General features: G+C 74.6%; 16 protein-coding genes. 4 read left to right on the forward strand and 12 right to left on the reverse strand.

Features of this window, described 5'->3' with window-relative positions:
- Position 1 precedes the first annotated feature (1 nt).
- The 8 genes from rpoZ to THESUDRAFT_RS11880 form a co-directional block, all read right to left on the reverse strand.
- Complete coding sequence (rpoZ, locus tag THESUDRAFT_RS11845) at positions 2-232, reverse strand: DNA-directed RNA polymerase subunit omega (protein ID WP_006905035.1); 231 nt, start codon at positions 230-232, stop codon at positions 2-4.
- Positions 233-279: 47 nt separating this feature from the next.
- On the reverse strand, positions 280-969 hold the full coding sequence (gene gmk / locus THESUDRAFT_RS11850) for a guanylate kinase (RefSeq protein ID WP_006905036.1): 690 nt from the start codon (positions 967-969) through the stop codon (positions 280-282).
- An 8-nt stretch (positions 970-977) separates the two neighbouring features.
- Positions 978-1232, reverse strand: a complete 255-nt coding sequence (remA, locus tag THESUDRAFT_RS11855) for an extracellular matrix/biofilm regulator RemA (RefSeq protein ID WP_006905037.1) — start codon at positions 1230-1232, stop codon at positions 978-980.
- An 82-nt stretch (positions 1233-1314) separates the two neighbouring features.
- Positions 1315-2190 (reverse strand): YicC/YloC family endoribonuclease, encoded by an 876-nt coding sequence (locus THESUDRAFT_RS11860; protein ID WP_006905038.1) that lies wholly within the window; start codon positions 2188-2190, stop codon positions 1315-1317.
- Positions 2191-2220: 30 nt separating this feature from the next.
- Entirely contained in the window at positions 2221-3141 is a 921-nt protein-coding gene (locus tag THESUDRAFT_RS11865; RefSeq protein ID WP_006905039.1) for a ribonuclease FAU-1 family protein, read from the reverse strand.
- Positions 3142-3188: 47 nt separating this feature from the next.
- Positions 3189-4358, reverse strand: coding sequence for an LL-diaminopimelate aminotransferase (locus THESUDRAFT_RS11870; RefSeq protein ID WP_006905040.1), 1170 nt, complete (start codon positions 4356-4358; stop codon positions 3189-3191).
- Between the two features lie 27 nt (positions 4359-4385).
- Positions 4386-5270: a diaminopimelate epimerase gene (gene dapF, locus THESUDRAFT_RS11875; protein WP_006905041.1), complete on the reverse strand. Its 885-nt coding sequence runs from the start codon at positions 5268-5270 to the stop codon at positions 4386-4388.
- A 408-nt stretch (positions 5271-5678) separates the two neighbouring features.
- Complete coding sequence (locus THESUDRAFT_RS11880) at positions 5679-8723, reverse strand: cation-translocating P-type ATPase (RefSeq protein ID WP_006905042.1); 3045 nt, start codon at positions 8721-8723, stop codon at positions 5679-5681.
- 250 nt (positions 8724-8973) lie between these two features.
- Here THESUDRAFT_RS11880 and THESUDRAFT_RS11885 point away from each other — a divergent pair, with 250 nt between their 5' ends.
- Entirely contained in the window at positions 8974-9528 is a 555-nt protein-coding gene (locus THESUDRAFT_RS11885; RefSeq protein ID WP_006905043.1) for a hypothetical protein, read from the forward strand.
- A gap of 135 nt (positions 9529-9663) precedes the next feature.
- Here THESUDRAFT_RS11885 and THESUDRAFT_RS11890 read toward each other — a convergent pair whose 3' ends face one another.
- The 3 genes from THESUDRAFT_RS11890 to THESUDRAFT_RS13615 all read right to left on the reverse strand — a co-directional run bounded on the left by THESUDRAFT_RS11890 (position 9664) and on the right by THESUDRAFT_RS13615 (position 13795).
- Positions 9664-11346 carry a hypothetical protein gene (locus tag THESUDRAFT_RS11890; protein ID WP_006905044.1) on the reverse strand — a complete coding sequence of 561 codons (1683 nt, stop codon included), beginning with the start codon at positions 11344-11346 and terminating at the stop codon, positions 9664-9666.
- 108 nt (positions 11347-11454) lie between these two features.
- Positions 11455-12561 carry an NAD/NADP octopine/nopaline dehydrogenase family protein gene (locus THESUDRAFT_RS11895; protein WP_006905045.1) on the reverse strand — a complete coding sequence of 369 codons (1107 nt, stop codon included), beginning with the start codon at positions 12559-12561 and terminating at the stop codon, positions 11455-11457.
- A gap of 727 nt (positions 12562-13288) precedes the next feature.
- Entirely contained in the window at positions 13289-13795 is a 507-nt protein-coding gene (locus tag THESUDRAFT_RS13615) for a hypothetical protein (protein WP_156821939.1), read from the reverse strand.
- Between the two features lie 549 nt (positions 13796-14344).
- Between THESUDRAFT_RS13615 and THESUDRAFT_RS13620 the strand changes: the two genes are divergently transcribed.
- From THESUDRAFT_RS13620 to THESUDRAFT_RS11910, 3 genes are all read left to right on the forward strand, one after another.
- Positions 14345-14614 (forward strand): hypothetical protein, encoded by a 270-nt coding sequence (locus THESUDRAFT_RS13620; RefSeq protein WP_156821940.1) that lies wholly within the window; start codon positions 14345-14347, stop codon positions 14612-14614.
- 1664 nt (positions 14615-16278) lie between these two features.
- Positions 16279-17745, forward strand: a complete 1467-nt coding sequence (locus THESUDRAFT_RS12565) for a hypothetical protein (RefSeq protein WP_006905047.1) — start codon at positions 16279-16281, stop codon at positions 17743-17745.
- Between the two features lie 257 nt (positions 17746-18002).
- Entirely contained in the window at positions 18003-20981 is a 2979-nt protein-coding gene (locus THESUDRAFT_RS11910) for a bifunctional acetate--CoA ligase family protein/GNAT family N-acetyltransferase (protein ID WP_006905048.1), read from the forward strand.
- Between the two features lie 42 nt (positions 20982-21023).
- Here the strand turns inward: THESUDRAFT_RS11910 and THESUDRAFT_RS11915 are convergent, their stop codons facing one another.
- Positions 21024-22076 carry an MBL fold metallo-hydrolase gene (locus THESUDRAFT_RS11915; protein ID WP_006905049.1) on the reverse strand — a complete coding sequence of 351 codons (1053 nt, stop codon included), beginning with the start codon at positions 22074-22076 and terminating at the stop codon, positions 21024-21026.
- Positions 22077-22580: the final 504 nt, after the last annotated feature.

The following is a 22580-nucleotide window of genomic DNA, read 5'->3' on the forward strand; positions in this document are numbered from 1 at the left end:
CTCACTTGATGCCCGCCTTGCCGGGCACGTAGGACAGCTTGCCGGCCGCCAGTTCTTCCAGCGCCACGGTGACGGGCTTGGCCGCCCGCGGCTCGATCACCGGCTCGGCGCCGTCCACCAGCTGGCGGGCGCGGCGGGCCGCCAGGACCACCAGGGTGTACTTGCTGTCCACCTTGTCCAGCAGCACGTCCAGGGTGACCCGCGGCGCTTCGGCCTTCCTCTGCTTCTCCATGCCCATCGCCCCCTCGTGCCTCTCCCCGTGGCGGGACCGGCCGGCCGTCAGCCGCCGATGCGCCCGCCGGCGCGCACCCGTTCGACCAGGTGGCGGCGGCGGCGGGCCCGGAGCTTTTCCGCCCGGATGATGGCGACGATGTCGTCGGCCGCCCGGTCCGGGTCGTCGTTCACCACCACGTAATCATAACGGTCGACACAGGCCATCTCGAAGTCGGCGCTGGCCAGCCGCTGGCGGCGCGCCTCCTCCGATTCGGTGCCGCGCCGCTCCAGCCGCCGCTCGAGCTCTTCCAGGGAAGGCGGCATGGCAAAGATATACACGGCATCGGGGTAGATGTCCATCAGCTTGAGGGCACCCTGCACGTCCTTCTCGCAGATCACGTCGCGGCCTTCCCGCAACCACGTCTCCATGGGCTCCCGGGGGGTTCCGTAATAGTTCCCGTACACGCGGGCCCACTCCACCAGTTCCCCCGCCTCCACCCGGCGCTGGAACTCCTCGGGAGAGACGAAGTGGTAGTCCACGCCGTCCACCTCGTGGGGGCGCCGGGGACGGGTGGTGACGGAGACGGCGTACACCAGACCCGGCAGCCGCTTCTGGAGGCGCTCCCGGATGGTCCCCTTGCCGGCTCCCGAGGGAGCGGAGAGCACGATCATCAGGCCCGGCCATGATCGGGAATCCGCCGGAACCGGCCGGCGCTCGGCAGCGGTGCGGGCGGCATCGGGTTGTCCAGCTTCCATGGGATCCCTCACTCGCCCTCCCGCGTGCTGAGCAGGCGGTGGGCCACCGTTTCGGGCTGGACGGCCGACAGGATGATGTGGTTGCTGTCGGCGATGATGACCGCCCGCGTCCTGCGGCCGTAGGTGGCATCGATCAGGCGCCCGTCGTCCCGGGCCTCGCTGATCATCCGCTTGATGGGGGCCGACTCGGGACTGACGATGGCCACGATCCGATGGGCAGAGACGATGTTGCCGAACCCGATGTTCACCAGCTTGATGTCCACGGAACCCGCCCCTTCCCGGCAGCCCTGCCCGCCCCGGCGGGCCGGCTTCCCCACCCGCCACGGAGCCGGGGGGCCGCCATGCCTACTCCACGTTCTGCACCTGCTCCCGCATCTTTTCCAGCTCGGCCTTGACCTCCACCACCCGGCCGGCGATGTCCAGGTCGGCCGCCTTGGCGCCGATGGTGTTGATCTCGCGGTGCATCTCCTGCAGCAAGAAGTCCAGCCGCCGCCCCACCGGCCCGCCCTGGGCCAGCAGTTCCCGGAACTGGCGGCAGTGGCTGCGCAGGCGCACGCATTCCTCGCTGATGTCGCTGCGCTCCGCCATCAGGGCCACTTCCGCCGCCACCCGCTGGGGGTCGACCGCCAGGTCCCCCCATTCCGCCAGCCGGCCCTCCAGCCGCCGCCGGTAGGCCTGGACCACCTCCGGCGCCCGGCCGGCGACGGCCTCCACCTGGGCTTCGACACGGGCGGCCCGCTGGGCCAGGTCCTGGGCCAAGGCGGCCCCTTCCGCCTCCCGCATGGCCACCACCTGGCGGAGAGCCGCATCCAGGAGCGGCGCCAGCGCCGCCCACAGGGCGTCCAGGTCCTCCTCGGCCTGTTCCACCCGCAGCACGTCGGGGAGATCGAGCAGCATGTCCACGTCGATGCTGCCCGGCAGGCGCAGAACCCGGCGCAATTCTTTCAACGCCTCATAATACGCGTGGGCCAGATGGGTGTCAACGTGAACGCCCCTGACGGGCGATGTAAGCCGATCTATACGAACGGTGACGTCCACACGCCCCCGTTCGATGTGCTGCGTTACCGCACGCCGGATCCGATCTTCAAGGGCGCCGTATTCCCGCGGCAGCCGCACCGCCACGTCGAGAAACCGGTGGTTGACCGTGCGGACCTCCACCGCCAGCCGGTGTTCGGCCGACTGGGCACCGGCGTGCCCGAATCCCGTCATGCTGCGGACCACGCCCATCCTCCCCGCTACGCGGTGTTCCGGCTAGCCCTCGCCGGCCGGGGCCGGGAACAGCATCCTTTCGAGGTCATCCCAGGGGACCAGGTTCTCCACGAAGGGGCCCGCCCCCGCCGCCAGGCCCGCTGCCAGGTGGCGCGCCGCCTGCCGCCACGCGGCCGGCCCGGGCAGCGGCAGGGGGGCATCGGCCCCTTCCCCCTCCCCCATCCGACCCGGGCCGGCAGGCCCCCGGCTCCCGGACCCCCGGCCCGCCCCCTGCACCATCCGCCGGAACTCCGCCTGATCCAGCCACTGCCAGCTGCCGTCGGGCAGGACCACCGCATCCAGCACGCCGTCCACGTAGGCCAGGCGAACGGGCCGGGAGACCCGCGCCGCGCCCGCCTCCCCTTCCTCCCCTTCCCGGCCGCGGGCCAGGCCGTCGTCATCCAGGATCCGGGCCGGGGTCGACAGGTTGACGTAATACCCCTTCAGGCGATACCCCGCCGGGTGCCCGGCCCGGGACCCGGCCCGGGGGTGCGGTCCACCGGGCTGCCCCGGCAGGCGGCCGGCGCCGCCCGCCTCTTCTCCCGCGGCACCGGCCTCCCCCTCCCCGGCCCGCCCCGCCGGCGGGTGCCCCTCCCGGGCAACCGCCGGCGGGGCGGGCGGCGCCAGAACCCGGAACACGTTGTACCAGCGGTCGGCCCAGTAAATCTCCAAGAGCCGGTCGCCCGGCGCGAAGGTCAGGGGCCCGGCGGCCACCGGTCCCCGGGACCACAGGGCCGCGACGGCCCACCATCCCGGCCCCGCGGCCAGCACCCCGTCCCAGGTGGCCTTCAGCCGGCCTGTAGCCAGCCAGGCCTCGACCCGCACCCGCCGGGTTCGTCCCGGTACCCGGCCGCCCTGCCCTACGAGAGGGCCCGGCGCCGGTGCGCCGCCGCCCCTTGTGCCGGGCCCTGCAGGCCCGTTCATCCCCCACCCCGCCCATCACGCCTGACGCGCCGGCGGGCGCCAGCGCGTCAGGCCAGTACCCGCCGCAGGCGGTCCATGGCCTCGGCCAGGCGGGCGTCCGGCACCGTGAGGGAGACGCGGAAGTACCCCGCCCCGTGGTCGCCGTAGGCCGAACCCGGAGAGACCACCACGCCCGCCTCCCGCAACAGAAAGGCGGCGAAGTCGCCGTCGCTGGGGAACCGCTCGGGCACCCTCGCCCAGATATAGAAGGTGGCCCGGGGGCGCGTGGCGGCGATGCCCACCTCGTGCAGGGTCCTGAGCACCAGCTCCTTGCGGGCCTCGTACAGCTGCGCCAGGCGCTGGAACCAGGTGGGCGGGGTCTGTTCCAGGGCGACCACGGCCGCCTCCTGGATGGCGGTGAACTGGCCGGAGTCGGTATTGGTCTTCAGCGTGGCCAGGGGCCGCAGCAGGCCGGCCTGGCCCACGGCAAAGCCGATGCGCCAGCCCGTCATGTTGAAGGGCTTCGACAGGCTGTGGAACTCCAGGGCCACGTCCCGCGCCCCTTCGGCCTGCAGGATGCTGGGGGCCCGGTAACCCGGCTCGCCGACCTCCGTGTAGGCCGCATCCTGGATCACCAGCAGGTCGTAGGTGCGGGCGAACTCCACCACCTGGCGGTAGAACTCCAGGGTGGCCACCGCGCCGGTGGGATTGTTGGGGTAGTTGAGGAAGAGCAGCTTGGCCCGCCGCGCCACGTCCGGAGGAACCTGTTCCAGGTCGGGCAGCCAGCCCCGTTCTTCCCGCAAGGGCAGGACGTAAGGCTCGCCGCCCGCCAGCAGGGTGTGGGCCTTGTACACGGGGTACCCCGGATCGGGCACCAGCACCACGTCGCCCGGGTCCACGTAGGCCCAGATCACGTGGGCCAGCCCTTCCTTGGATCCGATCAGGGCCAGCACCTCGCCCTCGGGGTCCAGGCGAACCCCGAAGCGGCCTTCGAACCAGCGGGCCACCGCCTGGCGAAAGCGCCGGGAGCCCGCGTAGCTCGGGTAGGGGTGGTTGGCAGGATCGGCCGCGGCCTTCTGCAAGGCTTCCACGATGTGGGGCGGCGTGGGCTGGTCGGGATCCCCGATGCCCAGGCTGATCACGTCCACACCGCGAGCCGCCGCTTCCGCCTGCAGGCGGTCCAGCTCGGCGAACAGGTAGGGTGGGATGCGCTCCAGCCGCCGTGCCGGCTGCACCATGGGGCTGCACCTCCTGTGGCGCGTGCTTCAGTGGGGATCGTAGACCACGTCCCCGATATAAGCGGCGGGGCCCGTCATGTAGACGTGGCCGTCCCCGGCCCATTCGACCTCCAGGGACCCGCCGGGCAGTTCCACCGTGACCCGGCGGCCGGTACGGCCGGTCAGGGCGCCGGCCACCGCGACGGCGCAGGCGCCCGTCCCACAGGCCAGGGTGGGCCCGGAACCCCGCTCCCACACCCGTACCCGTACCCGCTCGGGGTTCAGGACCCGGGTGAAGTGGGTGTTGACCCGCTGGGGGAAGGCGGGATGGTGCTCGAAGGCAGGCCCCAGGCGCTCCAGGTCCACGGCCTCCAGGTCGTCGACGAAGACCACGCAATGGGGATTGCCCATGGAGAGGGCGGTGACGGTGAACACGCTCCGCTCCCCGCCGGCTTCCACCTCCAGGGGCACCTCTACGGCCTGCTCCCCGGCCGGTCCCGCCATGGGGATCATCCCCCGCTCCAGCCGGGGCACGCCCATGTCGACGGTGACGCCCGTGACCCGGTGCCCGTCCAGGTGCAGCCGGGGCCGGATGGGCCCCGCCCCCGTCTCGACCACGAACTCCGTCTCCCGCGTGTAACCCCGGTCGTAGACCAGCCGGGCCAGGCACCGGATGCCGTTGCCGCACATCTCGCCTTCCGAACCGTCGGCGTTGAAGATGCGCATCCGGAACCGGGCCCCGGGATCCCGGGGCGGCAGCACCAGGATGAGCCCGTCGCTGCCGATGCCGAAGTTGCGGTCGCTGACCGCCCGGGCCAGAGCCGGCAGGTCGTCGTCGGGAGGAACGGGCTCGGCCAGCCCGTCCAGGAACAGGTAGTTGTTGCCCAGGCCGTGCATCTTGGTCAGCCGGATCGGCCGGCGTTCCGTCACCACGGCCACCTCCCCCGCGAAGCAAATAAAAAGGCGGCCGCCAGCGCCGCCGCCGGAGCCGGCCCGCCGCTCCAGCCGGGCTCCGCCCCGGGTTCTTGCCCGGCGCGTGCCGGCCGGGGGAAGTCGCCGGCAGGCGGGGAGCCCGTGCCCCGGGATCCAGGGGACGGGCCGGCTGCCTGGGGCCCGCGGCCCGGCCGCGACGGGGCCGGGCCGCGGCGCGGTCGCACCCACCTCATGTTAACATACTCTGGCTTCACCGAGCGGGATCGCAAGGGGCCGCCCCCGGCCAAGCGGCGGCCACAGGCCACCGGCTCGCCGGGCCTGGCGGCCCTCCCTCCCCTCCGGAGCCTCCTCAGGGGGCGCAGGCGTCTCGGGGCGCCCGCGCCCTGCCGCCTCCCGGCCAGCTCCCCGCTAGGCCCGGCTCGACCCCACGGCCGCCTGGGGCCGGCTTCCCACCAGCGACCGGCGCACCAGCAGCGCCACCCAGGGCAGCAAGACCCCGCCCAGCACCATGACCCAGTCCCCCGGGCGCAGGGGCACCGTATAGAAATGTCGGGCCAGGGGCTCCCAGTAGACCACCGCCAGCAGCACGGCCACCGACGAGGCCACAGCCGCCACCAGGGCGGGGTTGGCGGAGAGGGGCACGTCGAAGGCGGATCGCCGTTCGGACCGGCAATCGAAGACGTGGATCATCTGGCTCAGGACCAGCCCCGCCAGGGCCATGGTCCGGCCCCGCTCCAGGTCGCCGCTCGCCGACCCCAGGACGAACAGGGCCAGGGTGGTGACGCCGATGACGGCCCCCCGGATCAGCACCCGCCGTCCCAGGCCGCCCGCGAAGAGGCTTTCCCGGGGGTGCCGCGGGGGCCGGTTCATCACGTCGGGTTCCGCCGGTTCCAGGCCCAGGGCCACGGCCGGCAGGCCGTCGGTGACCAGGTTGACCAGCAGGATGTGGATCGGGCGCAGCGGCAAGGGCAAGCCCGCCAGCAGGGCGAGGAACATCACCAGGATCTCCCCGGTGTTGCACGCCAGGAGGTAGCGGATGAACTTGCGGATGTTGTCGTAGATGGCCCGGCCTTGCTCCACGGCGCCGACGATGGAGGCGAAGTTGTCGTCGGCCAGGATCATGTCCGCCGCCTCCCGGGTCACGTCGGTGCCCGTGCGGCCCATGGCGATGCCGATGTGGGCCTCCTTGAGGGCGGGGGCGTCGTTCACCCCGTCCCCCGTCATGCCCACCACCTCGCCCTGGCGCTTGAGGGCGCGGACGATCCGCAGCTTGTGTTCCGGCGCCACCCGGGCGAAGACGGCCACCTGACCCACCCTGCGGGCCAGCTGCTCGTCATCCATCGCGTCCAGGTCCCGCCCCTCCAGCACCGGGTCGCCACCGGCCAGGAGGCCCAGCTCCCGGCCGATGGCCGCCGCCGTGCGGGCGTGGTCGCCGGTGACCATCACCGGCCGGATGCCGGCCTGCCGGCACCGGGCGATGGCCGCGGGCACCTCGGGGCGGGGCGGGTCCATCAGACCGATCAGGCCGGCCAGCACCAGGTCCCCTTCCGCCACCGCCTCGTCCTCAGGGTCGTCCCCGGGCCCCAGCACCCGGACGGCCACCGCCAGGACCCGCAGGGCCTGTTCGGCCATGGCCGCCGCCGCGGCGGCCATCCGGTGCCGGTCCCCCTCGCCCAGGGGAACGGCCCGCCCGTCCCGCCAGAGGAACCGGCACCGCTCCAGCACCACCTCGGGCGCACCCTTGACGTAGCTCACGGCCCGGCCCTGGGCGTCGCGGCAGACCACGGCCATGCGGCGCCGTTCCGAGGAGAAGGGGTGCTCGGCCAGCCGGGGACGCTCCCGTTGCAGTCGCCGGGCGTCGATGCCCCCGGCCCAGGCGGCCTTGACCAGGCCAACCTCCGTGGGATCCCCCGTGGGATCGTCACCGGCCGTGACGGGCACCGCGTTGTTGCACAAAGCCACCGCTTCCAGAAGCAACTGCAGTTCCGCGGCCGGGCCGCCCCCCGGCCCACCGGCCCGCCCGGCCCCGGCTCCGGCCCCCGCTGCCGGGGCCGCCGTCCGGGCACCGGCCACCGGCCGCCCCGGCCCCCCCGCCTCCCCCTCTTCCCCGCCGGCCTCGGGCCTCCAGGGTTCCCCTTCGGCGGTGCGGGCGAACCGGCCGCTGGCGGTGATCGCCCGGCGGGCCGTCATGCGGTTTTCCGTCAGGGTCCCCGTCTTGTCGGAGCAGATCACCGTGGCGCACCCCAGGGTCTCCACCGCCGGCAACCGGCGGATGATGGCATTGGCCTGCACCATCCGCTGGACGCCCAGGGCCAGGACGATGGTGACCACGGCGGGAAGGCCCTCCGGCACCGCCGCCACCGCCAGGCTGACGCCGGCCAGGAACATGGACGCCAGGCGCTCGCCCTGGATCACCCCCAGGACCACCACCACGGCGCATACCGCCAGGGCCGCACTGACCAGAACCCGGCCCAGGTGGGCCAGCCGCTGCTGCAGGGGCGTGGGCTCGGCTTCCGCCGCCTCCAGAAGCCCCGCGATCCGGCCCATCTCCGTCGCCATGCCCGTGGCCACCACCACCGCCCGGGCCCGGCCGCGGACCACCGTGGTCCCCTGGTAGACCATGGTGGGCCGCTCGGCCAGGGGAGCCTCCGGCGCGCAGGTGGCGGCGGCCGACTTGCCGACCGGCCGGGACTCCCCCGTCAGGGCCGCCTCTTCCACGCCCAGGCTGTGGGACTCCAGGAGCCGCGCATCGGCAGGGACGCGGTCGCCCGCCTCCAGCAGAATAAGGTCGCCGGGCACCAGGTCGGCCGCCGCCACCACCTGGCGGTGGCCGTCGCGGATCACCCGGGCCTGAGGGGCCGCCAGCGCCTTCAGCGCCTCGAGGGCCTGCTCCGCCTTGTGCTCGTGCAGGAAGCCCAGCAACGCGTTGATGATGACGATGACCAGGATGGTGATGGCGTCGGCCTGCTCGCCCAGCGCTGCCGACAAAGCCGCCGCTCCCACCAGGACGAGGACCAGCGCGTCCTGGAACTGCACGGCCAGCTTCCGCCAGAGCGGATCCCGGCGGGCCTCCCGCAACCGGTTGGGCCCGTAGCGCCGCAGGCGCCGGGCCGCCTCGGCGGCCGGGAGACCCTCCTCGGGCCCGGTGCCGAGCAGCGCCAGGCACTCGTGGGGCGGAAGGGCATGCCATGCTACCTGCCGGGCCTCACCCCGCTCCCGGCCGCGATGGCCTCCTCCCCCGGGCCGGAGGGCCCCGCCCCCGGCAGGGTTCCCGCCCGGCCGCGGGGAAACTGATGGGGTCGAACGGGTCCCCCGGAGCCTCCCCGGGTCGCCGGGCCGGGAGCTGCGGGAACCGGGTTCCGGCACAAATCCGCCCGCCCGCCCGGCGGGGGCCGGTGCGGAGGATACCCGATCCGGCCGGCGGCTGGCGCGGTCCTTTCCTGGACGAACCACGGCCTACCTCCTCCCGCTGGCGGGGCGCCCGCCCCCGGCCTGCGGCGAGCGGGCGCCCGGTGCCGCGCCACCATGCCTATGCACAGGCCCGGGCGGCTATGAGGGACAGGACTCGAAGGGCATGTCCGGACGGGCCGGCGTGCTTTCCCCAGGCTCACCCGTCAAGGGCCGCCAGGGCGGGAACCGGCACCGCCCTGCAGGCGTCCAATGGACGGCCAACCGGCAGGATCACCCCGGAGGAGGGGTTGCGATGGAACGTGGCAAGGGACACGGGCGGGGGATGGGCCCGAAGCGGTGGCGGCCAGGGGCGCAGCGATACGCTTCCGCCATCCTGGCGGTGGTGGCGGTGGCGGCGCTGCTGGCCGGGTGCGCCGCCCTGGGGGCGCAGGCTCCGCAGGCCGGCGAGCATCCGGGTGCCGGCTCCGGTGGCGAGGGGGCCGGTGGGGCGCAGGCAGCGAAGGGAGCGTCGGAGGTGGCGGGCGTCAGCCTGGCGGCCGACCGGGAAAGCTACCGCCCGGGAGAGGCCATCACCCTCACGGTGCGCAACGACAGCGGGGCCGAGATCCAGCTGACGGGCGGCCTGGGCGGCCTCAAGGCCTGGCGGGTCGACGGGGGACAGCGGCGGCCCTGGGAGCACGGCATGATGGAAACCGGCGCCCTGGTGCCGGTGCCCGCCGGCCAGTCAATCCAGCTGGGTCCCATCCCCGCGCCGGAGGAACCGGGCGAGTACGTCCTGGAGGTCCACTTCTACCACCAGGGCGGCGGCCCGGCAGCCGCCTCGGTGACCGTCCGGGTGGCACCGTAGTCGCGGGCCGGGCCGCCGCTTCGCCGCCGGTCCGGCCTCCACGACCTTGCAGGCAGCAGGCGGGGCCGCTCCCCGGCCAGGGGGGCGGCCCCGGGCTGGTACGGGACGGCCCCGGGGCCCGCGCCGGGGCCGGGCTCAGGCCGGGGTCGCCGGGGCGGTACCGGCCACCGCCCGCTCGTAGTCGGCAAAGACCCGGGCGATGCGCTCTTCTTCCCGCAACGGCTTCCCAGTCGCCGGCTCGACGGCGACGCAGGCCCCGTTGACGATGCGGGTGCGCACCTTGCCGCAGGCGGCCCGGTTCCCCACGAGGTGGGGCGCATCCATGAGCCCCATCTCCACCGCCAGCTTCAGGGTACCGGGGTCCGTCCAGGGATCGGAGACTCCGGCCGGAGCCAGGGAACGGATCGCCTCCAGCAGCTGGCGGGCTTCGGCCACCAGCTGGTTCTTCCGCTCCTGGATGACGGGGTCCCGCAGCATGTCGGGCAGGCCGAACACCGCGTTGCGGATGGCCTGCTCGGCGATGCGGCAGGAGGCGATGACGTCCTCCGCCGTGGCGGCGTGGCTGGCCTCGGTGTAGGCCACCACGTGCACGATGTGGGGCTTCAGCGCCATCTGCACCAGCACCGAGGAGGCGATCTGGCCCTTGGCCCGGTCCAGGTCCGCCGGGTAGCTGGAGAGGCCGGTCCGGGTCTCCCGCAGCACGCGGAAACCGTCCCCTTCCAGTTCGCCCACCAGCTCCAGCTTGGCCAGCATCTTGGCCAGGTCCATCTGGATCGAGGTGCCCGGCGGGTTGTTGAACATCAGCTGCTGGACGTAGGTCTTCACCCCGCAGCGGTAGGCGTTGTACGCCGCCAGGAAGGCGGCGGCCACGGCCACCGTGTCGGGGGCATCCCGCAGGCTCCAGTGGTGCGATTCGTTCATCTCCACCGGAATGCCGTGGCGGGCGTGCCAGCGCATGAGCGCCTGGGCCTCGGCGATGGACTCGTCCAGCGGCCGCCGGCTGCGCCCGTCCAGCTGGCTGTACCAGAAGAGAGGCACCGCGCACCAGGCGTTGTTGATGGTGTCCCTCAGCATCTCCGCCCACTTCAGCGTGTCCCGCGTTCCGCTGTAGCACCGCATCAGGGGGTAGTTGCCCCGCCGGGAAGCCTGGTAGATGGCCCGCAGGTCGTCGGGGCTGCGGACGGGCACGCCGCCGGCGCCGTGTTCGTCGGGATCCATCTCCTCGGGCCGGAAGAAGTGCTCCTGCGCATTCTGGTCGGTGCCCAGGGAGATCACGTCCAGGCAGCGGGCCTCGGCGATGGCTTCGACCCCGCGGATGGTGGCCTCCACCGACGGCAGGCCGAAGTGGTGGCGCAGGATGGGATAGGGGTGCTTGAACTCGATCCGCTCCACCAGGGTCTGCGGGTAGTCCGCGGCATCCTGCCGCGCCGGTCCCCCCCGCAGGTAGGCGATGATCTCGTCGACGGTGGTGTCGGCATCGAACACGGCTTCGAACAGGCCGAGACGCCGGGCATGATCGCACACGGCCCCCACACCGCCGAAGATGAAGCGCTTGCCGGCCAGGCCCATGCGCTCGGCCTTTTCCTTCAGCTCCGCCAGGACCCGGGCTCCCGTCTCAGGGGTCAGGCGGTAGCCCACGGCGATGATGTCGGGATCATCTTCCAGGGCCGCGCCCAGCAGCTCGTCCACAGGCACCGCCGGGCCCAGGCAGAAGGTTTCGTACCCCTGAGCCTCCGCCAGGTGCAGGAAGTTCACCACCCCGGCCACGTGGACGCAGTCGCCCACCGCCGCCCCGAGGATCTTCGGCTTCCGTTCCAAACGCCTCACCTCCTGCGTCAACAGGCCCTGGCAAGGGCCGGCCGCCGTCCCGCTTCTTCGCCGGGCCCGCCGGCGCCCGCCGCGACGGCTCGGCCCGCATCGTGCCCTTCAGACGACCATGGCCTCGTCCATCTCGCCCAGGGTGACCCAGCGCTGGATCTGCTCCGCGCTCATCCCCTCGAGGCCCATCTCCGCCAAACTGCGGCCGCACCGCCAGTAGTCGGTTCCCCGCAGGGCGCCGGCCAGGTGGATGATGCCGTCCATCACCGGCGTCGGCACGCCCAGGCGGCGTCCCAGGGCCGCCATGGGCACCAGGCTGGCCGGCACGTCCTCGTCGAGGTAGCGGTGTTCCACCGAAAGGGGCGCGCCGATGCCGCGGTAGGCCGGATTGGCCTGGATGGCTTCGTAGAGGCCGGCCCCCCAGGCCCCGTACGCCTCCGCCAGCCACTGCCGGGCGCTGCGCAGGCGCAGCCCCAGGGCCCGGGCCACCGCCAGGCGCTCGGCGTCCAGGGCCTCGACGACCCGCGCCACGGCGGGGGAGATGCCCTGGCGATAGTACTCGAAGGGCTCGCCCGATTCCACCCGGGCGGCGTTGAGCAGCAGCGGGGCCGGATGGAAGACGGCCCCGATGTTGTCCAGGCTGGTCTCCAGCACGCTGTCGGCGGCGGTGAAGAGGGGCAGGACCTCCCGCAAGGTCGCCAGCAGCTCCGCGTTGCGGGCGGCTGGCAGGGCGGCGGCCCGCACCTGGCGCTTGAATCCGTAGATCCGCACCCGGGCGGGTCCCGTCACCCGGCTGGCGAAGAGCAGCGTCTGCGCCTCGCCCACCAGGACGTCGGCCCGGTTGCCGGCCTCCCGGAGGGCGGTATGGAAGGCCAGCGCCCCGCCGGTTCGCCCGGGGTGCAGGACCACCACCTGGCCGTCCCCCAGGAAGGGGGCGCACCAGCGGGCCACCTGGCGGTGGGCGGTTGCCGGGACCACCACCATGACCAGGCGGTAGCGGCGCAGCTCGGGACCGATGGTGCAGGCGACGCGTTCCACCGGCCCGAAGCCCCCCACCTCTCCTTCGAGGAAGATCCCGCCCGCCGCGGCGATGGGTTCCAGCGGTGCGGCGGACCGGTTGTAGAGGGCCACCCGGAAACCCAGCAACCCGAGATACGCGGCCATGGCCTGGCCGCCGTGACCGGCACCGATGACGGCGACGCGTCGCACCCGCACGCGAGGTCCCTCCTTCCTGGCATCTCCTGACCTGCGGCTCTGCTACCGGTGACCTGCGGCCCGGGCACCAGCCCGCGCCGCGGGACCAGCGGGCGCCTGCCCGGCGACCCGCGGGCAGCCCGGTCCCGGCGCCATCTCGATGGGGCCAGCACCCACCCCGGGGCCCCTCAGGCCCGCAGGGATTCATCCGGCAAGGCGCGGCGGCCGGAGGCGCCGGCTGAAGGCGGCCCGGGGGCTTCGCCCGGCGGCAAGCCTTCCCCGCCGTGGCCGCAGGCGCATCGCCTCTTTCTGCGGGCCACCCCTATGCTGGCCATACCTGCACGGGGGGTCGACGGGACAGGACCGCGGCAGGCACCTGCAAGGGGCCCGGGCACGCTCGCCCGGGCGTACCCATGATGGCACCCCGACCCGGCCACTCCACCTGCCACGGGGTAGCCAGCGATGCCTGCCCTTGAATCAAGGGAGAATTCGGAAACCAACCACGGACCGGTCGACACCCGGCGTTTGACCCCGTCCCAGGATGGCGGTGGCTGGCACTGGCGTGGTGTTCCGCAAGCCCGGCGGCGGGATCGGGGAAGCGTGGGAAACCCGATGGTATTGTATGCAAGTTGAGGAAACGCTGTCAAGGGCGATCAGCGGGAAGGGCCGGGGGAAGAAGGGCCCGGCTCGAACCCGGAACGCCTTCACCCGGAATGGCTTCACCTGCGATCCCTCGACACGCTGGATGCTAGGCCTGGGGACCGGACTCGCGGCGGGATCCGCCGCCGTAACCCCCTCCTCCCTGCTGCTGCTCCGGCCCCCCGCCTGCCGCGCCCCGGGCCTGGCGGCCGCCGTTACCCTGGCGGGAGCCGGTGCCGTGCCCGGCACCACCGCCCAGGCCGCTTCCGCCGCCCTGGCCACCATCCCCGCCCTGTCCCCCTTGGGCGCGGCCGCTGTCGCCGCCGCCCCACTGGGAGGTCGCCGCCAGAAGCTGCTCCATCTGCTGGGCGATGGCCTGGCTCTCGCTGATGACCTGGCGCAACTTGCGGAGGTTGTTTTCCATGTCCTGGCGCAGCTGCAGGTGGGCGCTGACCAGGCTGAGAGCCGGATTGCGGCCGCCAGGACCGCCGGGCGCCTCGCCGCCCTCCCCTTGCTGCTGCCCGCCGTCGCCGGCCCCCTCCCTACCGGTGCCGGCTCCCCCGGCGGAGGCGGGATCGGCGCCCGCCGGGTGGGCCGGCCCGGCCGCGGAAAGCATTGCGGTTCCCGGCCCGGGCGGAAGGGCTGTCCACCCCGAAGGCACCATGGCCCCCGGAAGAACCGGCCCGGCCGTGCCGGCGGCTCCCACAGGCCCGCCGGGCCAGCCCCAGCCGCCCGGCATGAGCCCGAACGGCCACGGGCTGCCGCCCGGCCAACCCCCGGCGCCCGGTACCGGAGCCCCGGTGGACCCTGCCGCAACGTACCCTGCAGGGACCGTCCCGTGACCGTGCTGGTCCTGGGCGTTTTCACCGCCGTCCCGGGATTCCCCGGCGCCGGGGGGCGGGGCCGCTCCCGGTCCCGTGAACGGCCATCCTGGTGGCAGGACGCCCGGACCCCAGGGCATCAGGGCCGCCTGCCCTCTCCCCGGGCCGGCGGGCCAGCCCGGCGTTCCCGCCGGCCCTGCCCAGGGGCCGTGGGGCATCAGGCCGGGCGATCCGCCCGCCCCGTCCATCCGGGACGCCCACAGCGGCGCGGCAGCGCCGGGAAACCCGAACAGCCCGGGTGCAGCGGGCCCGCCGGCCTGACCGGGGTAAAGGGGCGCCACCCCTTGCGCCATCCAACCGGTGGTCCCAGCCGTACCCGCTGCCACGGCGGAACCGGCCGCCAGTCCGCCATCAGGGAAGCCGGCGCCCCAACCTCCCGGCCACCCCTGACGCCGCCGGGCACCCTCGGCCTGGCGGGAGCGCTCCCGGCTCCCGCCCTGGCGGCCACCCCCTTGTTTCTCGCCGTCGCGACCGCCGCCCTGGCCGGCCATACCGGCCAGGGCCGCCAGACCCTCCATTCCCCCCTGGTCGACGCCCTGCCGGCCGGCCCCTGAGCCCTCCGAACGGCCGCCCGCCTGGCCCGCAGGCGCCGGGCCGGTATCCTGCCTGCGACCCCGCGCCCCCCGGTCGCCGTGATCGGCCAAGGCCCCGCCGAGGCGGCGCACCCGGCGGGGGGCTCCAGGGCTCTCCCGGCCTGCGGCCGCCCGCTGGACGCCGGCGCCTCCTCCCTGCGCCCCTTCACCGGCGCCGCCCTCCCCGGTGGTCCCGGCCATGCCTGCTGCCGCCAGCGATGCTGCTCCCGGGGCACCGGGCCAGAACCCGGGTCCCCATACTCCGCCCGGGCCGCCAGGCAACGGCACCGTCACGGGCCAGCCGGCTGGCAGGACGGAGGCGTAGGCCGGGCCGGCGGCCGGCACAACGGCCCCCGGCCCGGCCATAGCTGCCGGGTTCCCGCCGCCCGCCTCCTCCCTGCCCCGGCCCACCGGCCCCAGGAGGTTCGCGGGAACGGCCGGCCACGGGACCGATGCCGGCGGCAACCCCTGGACCGGCAGCGCGCCCGCGGGCGGTGGTACCGAGGCCATCCCGGCCGGCCCCGCCAGCGGCCACCCTCCGGGCCCCATCGCTCCCCCCTGGCCCGTCTCCATGCCACCCCTCATCGCCATCCCGGGATCACCCGTCCTGTGGCGGGTACCGTCGCCCCGCCGCTGATGGTCGTCCTGACCGTCCAGGGTCCCGGGGCGGTCCTGCCGCCCCCGGGGCCCGTCGCCGCGGGCAGGCGGGCCGGCGGCTGCCCCGGCCGCGGTGCCCGGCCCGCCCTCCATTCCTTGCCCCTGAGGCCCGGCGGTCGCAGCCGGCATCCCCCGGCCGGCACCGGGCGGGCCGTGGACTTCCTGCCCGCCGCTCCCGCCGGGCTGCCCCCGGTCCCCGGCCCCGTCGTCCCCGCGACCGGTGACGGCCTCGAACTGTTCCTGCAACCAGCGCCGGGCTTCGACCAGCGGTCCTGCATCCCGGTGCCGCTGGCCCCCCGCGGTGGAGCTGCCCGTGCCGGTACTGGAACGGCTTCCGCGCTGGTCCCTGGGCGCCGGCCCAGCCCCGCCTGCCTTGCCGCCGGTGCGGGCCTGGGGTCCCCGGGCCTCGACCGCCTGCTCCCGCTCAGGAGCCAGGGGCGAAGCCAGGGCCACCCGGGGACTGGGCCGCAGGCGGGCCCGGGGCCGGGACAGCCGTCCCGTCTCCGCCCCCCGGCTCCCGGCCACTAGGGGTCCGGCCAGGGGCACGGCGCCCCGCGTCCCGGGCACCAAAGGGTCAGAGGTCAGCCCTCCGGGGCCGGAACCGGTCTCCGGTCCGGGAAACGGCTTCCTCCCCGCCGCCCGCGCACCCCGTGCCGCGTCCGGGCCTCCCGGCGCGGGCCCTGCCGCCGATCCGCCCTGGAGATGCGCGCCGGGGCGGCGCCATCGAACCCAGCGTGCCACACCCCGCCCTCCCGTCGCCCTGGTTCCGGCCGGTATTCTTCCCGGCCGGCCCGGACCGTAGCCGGACCCGCGCCACAGGACACGGGGGAGGCGGGGAGGGCCCCGGCTGCCGCCGCGGCATACCCCGGACCGGCCCGCATATCCATGGGCCAGGGCCGGGGCCGGGTCTCGACCCGAACTTGTCCGTGGCCCCAGGTTCGAGACCGGACCGGCTCCACCCGCGACCCAATCCGGAGGGAGCACCCGCCATGGTCCCCGCTGGCCTGCCGCCGGCCGGCCCCGCCGGGCGGAACAACCGGCCAGGCACCCGCCGCACGGTGGAACCGCCCGCGATCTCCGGGGAGCGGTCCACGGGTGCCCCCGTCCCCTCCCTGCCGCCGGCCGGTCCGGACCCTTGCGGCCCCGGCGGCTCCAGGGTCACCGGCCGCCGTCCCGGATCTGGCACCAGCGGCCGCTTTCCGGACCGCCCTCCCCCCTGGCGCGACCGGCTCTTCCGGAACGCCCCCCGGCTTGTGCTGCTGGCCCTGGCCTTGCTGGCCGGGTGGGTCCTGCTCAGGGGGCCGGCCGGCGGCACGGGGCCGGCGGGCCGGCTCGTCCCCGGGCGCGCCGTGGTCCGGGCCGAGCTGTCCTTCGCCTGGCCCGAATACCCGGGCCGCGCCGTGCTCACCGCGTCCGAACGCCAGGACCTGGCCCGCGCCCTGGCCCGCACCCGGCGGGCGCCGGGCGGGCGCGGCGCCCCGCCGCCGGGGCCCCATTTCGCCTACTGGCAGCTGGACTGGACCGGCAGGACCGGGCGCCCCCACCGGCTGCTGGTCTCCCTGGATGGGCGCTTCTACGACCCCCAACAGGGGTACCTGGACCGGACCGGTCCCCTCTGGGCCGCTCTGGAGCCGGTCACGCGCCGCCTGGCGGCGGACCTCTTCGGCGAGCCGCTGCCGTGGGCCGAGGTCGACCGGCTGTGGCCCTGGGACGCCGTCGCCCAGCTGCGGGACCTGGAGACGGGCCGGACCTTGCGGGTGAGCCGCTACGGCGGCTACCAGCACGCCGACGCCGAGCCGCTGACCCGGGAAGACACCGCCGTCCTCCGCTCCCTCTACGGCGGCAGCTGGAGCTGGCGCCGCCGCGCCGTGGTCCTGGAGGTCGCAGGCCGGAAGATCGCGGCCTCCATCAACGGCATGCCCCACGGCGACCAGGTTGTGGTCGGCAACGGGTTCGACGGGCATTTCTGCGTGCACACCCTGGCCTCCACGACCCATGTGGGCGACCGGGTCGACCCCGGTCACCACCTGATGGTCCTCAAGAGCAGTGGCCAGCTGGCCGCCCACCTGCAGGCTGCGCCGCCCCACGTGGCGGCCACCTGGTTGTGGGTGGCCCTGGCCAACGGGGACGTGGCCACGGCCGCCCACATGGTGGCGGACCCCCACGACCCGGCCTGGAATCTTCTGGCGCGCCGGCTGGCCACGCGGATGCAGTTCGTGGAGATCGACCAGGCCACGACCCTGGCGGTACAAGGCCCGCAGGCCCGGGTCCGGGTCCGGGGAACCGTCTACTACGCCGGTGATCCGCCGCCGGTGGCGCTGGATCTGACCTGGGCCATGACCCGCCAGGACGGGTTCTGGACGGTGGTCGCCTCCGACGTGGCCCGCCTGCTCCCCCCTGAATCGGACTCTCCGGCCGCACCCGGCCCTGCCGCGCCCGGTGCGCCGCGGCGCTAGCCTACCGGCCACGGGGTCGCCCCGGCGCCCGACCTGCGCCCAGGACCACCGCCCCGGTCAGGACCCAACGGCGGTCCCCCTGGTGCGGGACCCGAAAGTCTCAGCCCCGTCTCAGGGGATCATCAGCATCGTGGGGTTCACTGGCAGGCGGGGAGTTGCCCTGGCAGGAGACACCCCCGCAGCAAACTAAGGAAAACACTGCAACCCGCTCCGGGACGGGCCCCCGCGGCTCCGGCCCCGGCAAGGAGGTCAAGCCCATGAACAGCCGGCCGCCCCATGGCGATCAGACCGCCGGTTCCCCGCCCACCGTTCCCCCGCCTCCATCCCCCGCCCAGCCCGCCGGGGATGGCTCCCGCGGCCCGGCGACGGCGGGCCGCGGCACGGGCCAGAATCAGGCCGCCGGGCCCGCCGCCGGCGACGGCGGCCACCACCGCACCGGAGGGACACCTCGCCGCGCCGGCCTGGCCACCCTGCCGGCCCTCTATCCGGCACCCATCCCCCAGGACGGGCTGGAAGCCGGGCGCGTGCTGCTGCGCGACGGCACCGCCGCCACCCTGCGCCCCGCCCGGGACCGGGACCGCCCCCTCGTGGCCGAGTTCCTCGGGCGGGTCTCGGACCAGTCCCTCATGCGCCGCTTCTTCGCCGGCGAGTCCCGCGAGGCGGCGGTGGAAAGCCTGCTCCAGGTGGGGCCACCGGACGAGCGCTACACCCTGCTGGTGCTGGTGGGAGACCCCGACCACCCGCGCATCGTGGCCAGCGGCACGTACGTCCGGGACGAGCGGGACCCCGACGCGGCGGAAGTGGCCTTCCTCGTGGAAGACGCGTACCAGGGCCGGGGACTCGGCACCCTGCTGCTGGAACGGCTGGCCCTGATCGCCGCCCGCCACGGGATCCGCCGTTTCATCGCCTGGACCCAGCCGGACAACCGCCGCATGCTGGAGGTTCTGCGCGCCAGCGGCTTCGAAGCAGAACAGCACCACCGGGACGGTTACGTCGTGGTCAGCTTGGATGTCCAGCCCAGCCCGGAGAGCGTGGAACGCAGCGAGATGCGGGACCGCATCGCCACGGTGGCCTCCCTGCGGCCCCTCTTCCGGCCCCGGGGCATCGCCGTGGTGGGCGCCTCCCGGGATCCCGGCAGCATCGGTTACCGGATTCTAGAAGCCCTGGTGATGAACCGCTACCAGGGTCCCGTCTACCCCGTCAACCCGAAAGCCGGCGTGGTGGGGTCGATCCCGGCCTACCGTTCGGTGCTGGACATCCCCGGTCCCGTGGACCTGGCCGTCATCGCCGTGCCCCGGGACGCGGTGCTCGACGTGGTCGACCAGTGCGGGGCCAAGGGGGTGCGCGGGCTGGTGGTGATCACCGCCGGCTTCGCGGAGACCGGAGCCGAGGGCCGGGAGCTGCAGGAACGCCTGGTGGCCAAGGTGCGGGGCTACGGCATGCGCATGGTCGGCCCCAACTGCCTGGGGCTGATCAACACCGCCCCCGACGTGCGGATGAACGCCAGCTTCTCGCCGGTGTTCCCGCCCCACGGGCGGGTGGCCATGTCGTCCCAGAGCGGGGCCCTGGGGCTGGCCATCCTGGAGTACGCCCGGGACCTGGGGCTCGGCCTCTCCACCTTCGTCAGCGTGGGCAACAAGGCCGACGTCTCGGGCAACGACCTGATCCAGTACTGGGAGGACGACGAGGACACCGACCTGATCCTGCTCTACCTGGAGTCCTTCGGTAACCCGCGGCGGTTCGCCCGCCTGGCCCGGCGGGTGGGACGCAAGAAGCCGATCCTGGCCGTCAAGGCAGGGCGGACGGCGGCGGGAACCAAGGCCGCCGGCTCCCACACGGCCGCCCTGGCGGCCAGCGACACCGCCGTGGAAGCCCTGTTCCGCCAGGCCGGGGTCATCCGGGCCGACACCCTGGAAGACATGTTCGACATCGCCGCCCTGCTGGCCAACCAGCCGCTGCCCGCGGGACCGCGGGTGGCGGTGGTGACCAACGCCGGCGGGCCGGGCATCCTCGCCACCGATGCCCTGGCCGCGGCAGGCCTGGAGGTGCCCGAGCCGTCCCCGGCCACCCGGGAGGCGCTGCGCCGGTTCCTCCCGCCGGCGGCCAGCCTGGGCAATCCCATCGACATGATCGCCTCTGCCACCGCGGAGGATTACCGCCAGACGCTGCGGGCGGTGCTGGCCGATCCCACCTTCGACGCGGCGCTGGTGATCTTCATCCCCGTGGGCCTGGCCGACGTGGACGGTGTGGCGGCGGCCGTCCGGGACGCGGTGGCGGAGGCCCGGGAGGCAGGGCACCACAAGCCGGTGCTGGCGTGCTTCATGAGCACCCGGGGCCTGCGCCAGCCCCTGGCGGTCGGCGACGAGCGGATCCCCTCCTACCGGTTCCCCGAGTCGGCGGCCCGGGCGCTGGCCAAGGCGTACGAGTATGCCCGCTGGCGCCGGCGGCCCCTGGGCCGGATCCCCGCCCACCCCGACCTGGACATCGACCGGGCCCGGGCCATCTGCCGGGAGGCGGCGGCCCGGGGCGGCGGCTGGCTGCCGGCGGAAGAAGTCGACGGGGTGCTCGAAGCCTTCGGCCTGCCCCGCGTCCCCTCGCGTTTCGTCCGGGACGAGGAGGCGGCCGTGCAGGCTGCGGAGGAGCTGGGCTACCCCGTGGTGGTGAAGATGGCCTCCCGCACCCTGGTCCACAAGACCGAGTGGGACGGCGTCCAGCTGAACCTGGAAGATGCCGGCGCGGTGCGGGCGGCCTGCCGGGGGATCCGCGACCGCCTGGCGGCGGCCGGCCGGGCCGGGGAACTGGACGGGTTCGTGGTCCAGCCCATGCTGCCCGGCGGCACCGAGCTGGTGGTCGGCGTGACGGAAGATCCCCTCTTCGGCCCGCTGGTGGCCTTCGGCCTGGGCGGGGTCCACGTGGAGATCCTCCAGGACGTGGTCTTCCGCATCACGCCCCTGACCGACGTGGACGCCGCGGAGATGGTCCGCAGCATCCGGGGTTACCGGCTGCTGGAGGGTTACCGCGGCCATCCGCCGGCGGATCAGGAAGCCATCCAGGACGTGCTCCTGCGGGTCTCGCGGCTGGTGGAAGAGGTGCCGGAGATCGCCGAACTGGACATCAACCCGCTCAAGGCCTACGAGCCCGGCCGCGGCTGCTACGTGATCGACGCCCGGATCCGGGTGGAACCGGAAGAGCCGGGCAGCCGGCAGCGCAGCGCCCCCGATCCCGGTGACGCGTGAGGTCGCACCGGGGGCCGGGGCCGCGCCCCCGGCCCCCGGGCCTCACACCGTCACCATCAGCACGCCGCTGCCGCCGGGCTCCGGTTCCCGGCGCAGCCGGCCCTCCGCCTCCATCCACTCCACGTGGCCGTGGACCTCGGACAGGGCCAGCAGCACGTGGCCGGGATCCCCGCGGCCAAAGAGGTCGACGGCCAGCTGGTAGAGGGTGGCGCGCCCGCCCCGGGCCTCGACCCCCCGGAGGATCTGCCCGGCCCGTTCTTCCATGCCCTGCAGGCGCCGGTCGATCAGGTCCTGGTGGCCCGCGAAGGGCTCGCCGTGGCCGGGCAGGCAAAGGTGCACGGGCAGGGGCCGGATCCGGCGCAGGGACCGTCGGTAGTCCACCAGGCTGCGGGGCGGTTCCGGGCGCACCGGGCGGCCGTGCTCGTCCAGGGGCGGGGGTTCCGGCATGGCGTTGGACGAGATGGCCGGCAGCAGGTGGTCGCTGCTGATCAGAAGCCCGTCCTTCTCCCGGTAGAGACAAACCTGGGACTGGGCGTGGCCCGGGGTGTGCAGGACCAGCCAGAGGTCGTCGCCCATCTCCACCGTGTCGCCGTCTTCCAGCCAGCGGGCCACGGGCACGGCGGGTTCCGACGCCATCAGAAGGTGCAGGCCCTGCAGCATGCCGCCCGCCAGGTCCGCGGGCACCCCCGCCGCGCGCCCGAAGTCCCGGAAGAACGCCTCCCGCTCGGGATCCTGCCCGCCCCGGAAGTGGCGGGCACCCCAGCGGTGGGCCAGGACCGGCGGCAGGGTGCGCCCCGGCCACCGGCGCAGGAGCCCGAAGTGGTCGGCGTGGGTATGGGTGATGACCACCTGGGCCAGGTCGTCCCACCCCAGGCCGGCCGCGACCAGTCCCGCCTCCAGAGCCTCCCATCCCTGCCGGCCGCCCGGCCCCACGTCCACCAGGGTGGGCACCCGCCCCAGGATGACGTAGACGTTGACGGCTCCCACCGCAAAAGGCGTGGGCACGGTGATGCACAGCACCTGGTCGTCGACCCGGCGGACCCGGGCCGGGACTCCGGCCGCCGGGGCCCCGGCACCCTTGCCCGGGGTTGCCATGGCTCCTGCCTCCTTGCTTCGAGGTCCGGGTGCGTCGCGTCCCCGCGGGCCGGGCACCATGGTGCCGCCGCAGGGGTGGAAGCGGCCGGCATTCCCCCTCGACCGCCAGCTCTCACCACCGGGGCCGGCGATGCCCCCTGCGGCGGCGCCGGGTGCGCGCAGGGGCCCGGCCGGGAGCCGCCCAGGAATGGGGGCGGGTCNCGGCCGGGCCCCTGCGCGCACCCGGCGCCGCCGCAGGGGGCATCGCCGGCCCCGGTGGTGAGAGCTGGCGGTCGAGGGGGAATGCCGGCCGCTTCCACCCCTGCGGCGGCACCATGGTGCCCGGCCCGCGGGGACGCGACGCACTCGGACCTCGAAGCAAGGAGGCAGGAGCTATGGCAACCCCGGGCAAGGGTGCCGGGGCCCCGGCGGCCGGAGTCTCGGCCCGGGTCCGCCGGGTCGACGACCAGGTGCTGTGCATCACCGTGCCCACGCCTTTTGCGGTGGGAGCCGTCAACGTCTACG

This window comes from Thermaerobacter subterraneus DSM 13965, assembly GCF_000183545.2.
GTDB lineage: Bacteria > Bacillota > Sulfobacillia > Thermaerobacterales > Thermaerobacteraceae > Thermaerobacter > Thermaerobacter subterraneus.

Excerpts from the sequence above, each read along its gene's own strand:
- THESUDRAFT_RS11915 (WP_006905049.1), bottom strand. The coding sequence starts at position 22,076 with ATGGCAACCCCGGGCAAGGGTGCCGGGGCCCCGGCGGCCGGAGTCCCG.
- rpoZ (WP_006905035.1), bottom strand. The coding sequence starts at position 232 with ATGGAGAAGCAGAGGAAGGCCGAAGCGCCGCGGGTCACCCTGGACGTG.
- THESUDRAFT_RS11885 (WP_006905043.1), top strand. The coding sequence starts at position 8,974 with ATGGAACGTGGCAAGGGACACGGGCGGGGGATGGGCCCGAAGCGGTGG.
- THESUDRAFT_RS11910 (WP_006905048.1), top strand. The coding sequence starts at position 18,003 with ATGAACAGCCGGCCGCCCCATGGCGATCAGACCGCCGGTTCCCCGCCC.
- THESUDRAFT_RS11870 (WP_006905040.1), bottom strand. The coding sequence starts at position 4,358 with ATGGTGCAGCCGGCACGGCGGCTGGAGCGCATCCCACCCTACCTGTTC.
- THESUDRAFT_RS12565 (WP_006905047.1), top strand. The coding sequence starts at position 16,279 with ATGGTCCCCGCTGGCCTGCCGCCGGCCGGCCCCGCCGGGCGGAACAAC.
- THESUDRAFT_RS11865 (WP_006905039.1), bottom strand. The coding sequence starts at position 3,141 with ATGAACGGGCCTGCAGGGCCCGGCACAAGGGGCGGCGGCGCACCGGCG.
- gmk (WP_006905036.1), bottom strand. The coding sequence starts at position 969 with ATGGAAGCTGGACAACCCGATGCCGCCCGCACCGCTGCCGAGCGCCGG.
- THESUDRAFT_RS13615 (WP_156821939.1), bottom strand. The coding sequence starts at position 13,795 with ATGCTTTCCGCGGCCGGGCCGGCCCACCCGGCGGGCGCCGATCCCGCC.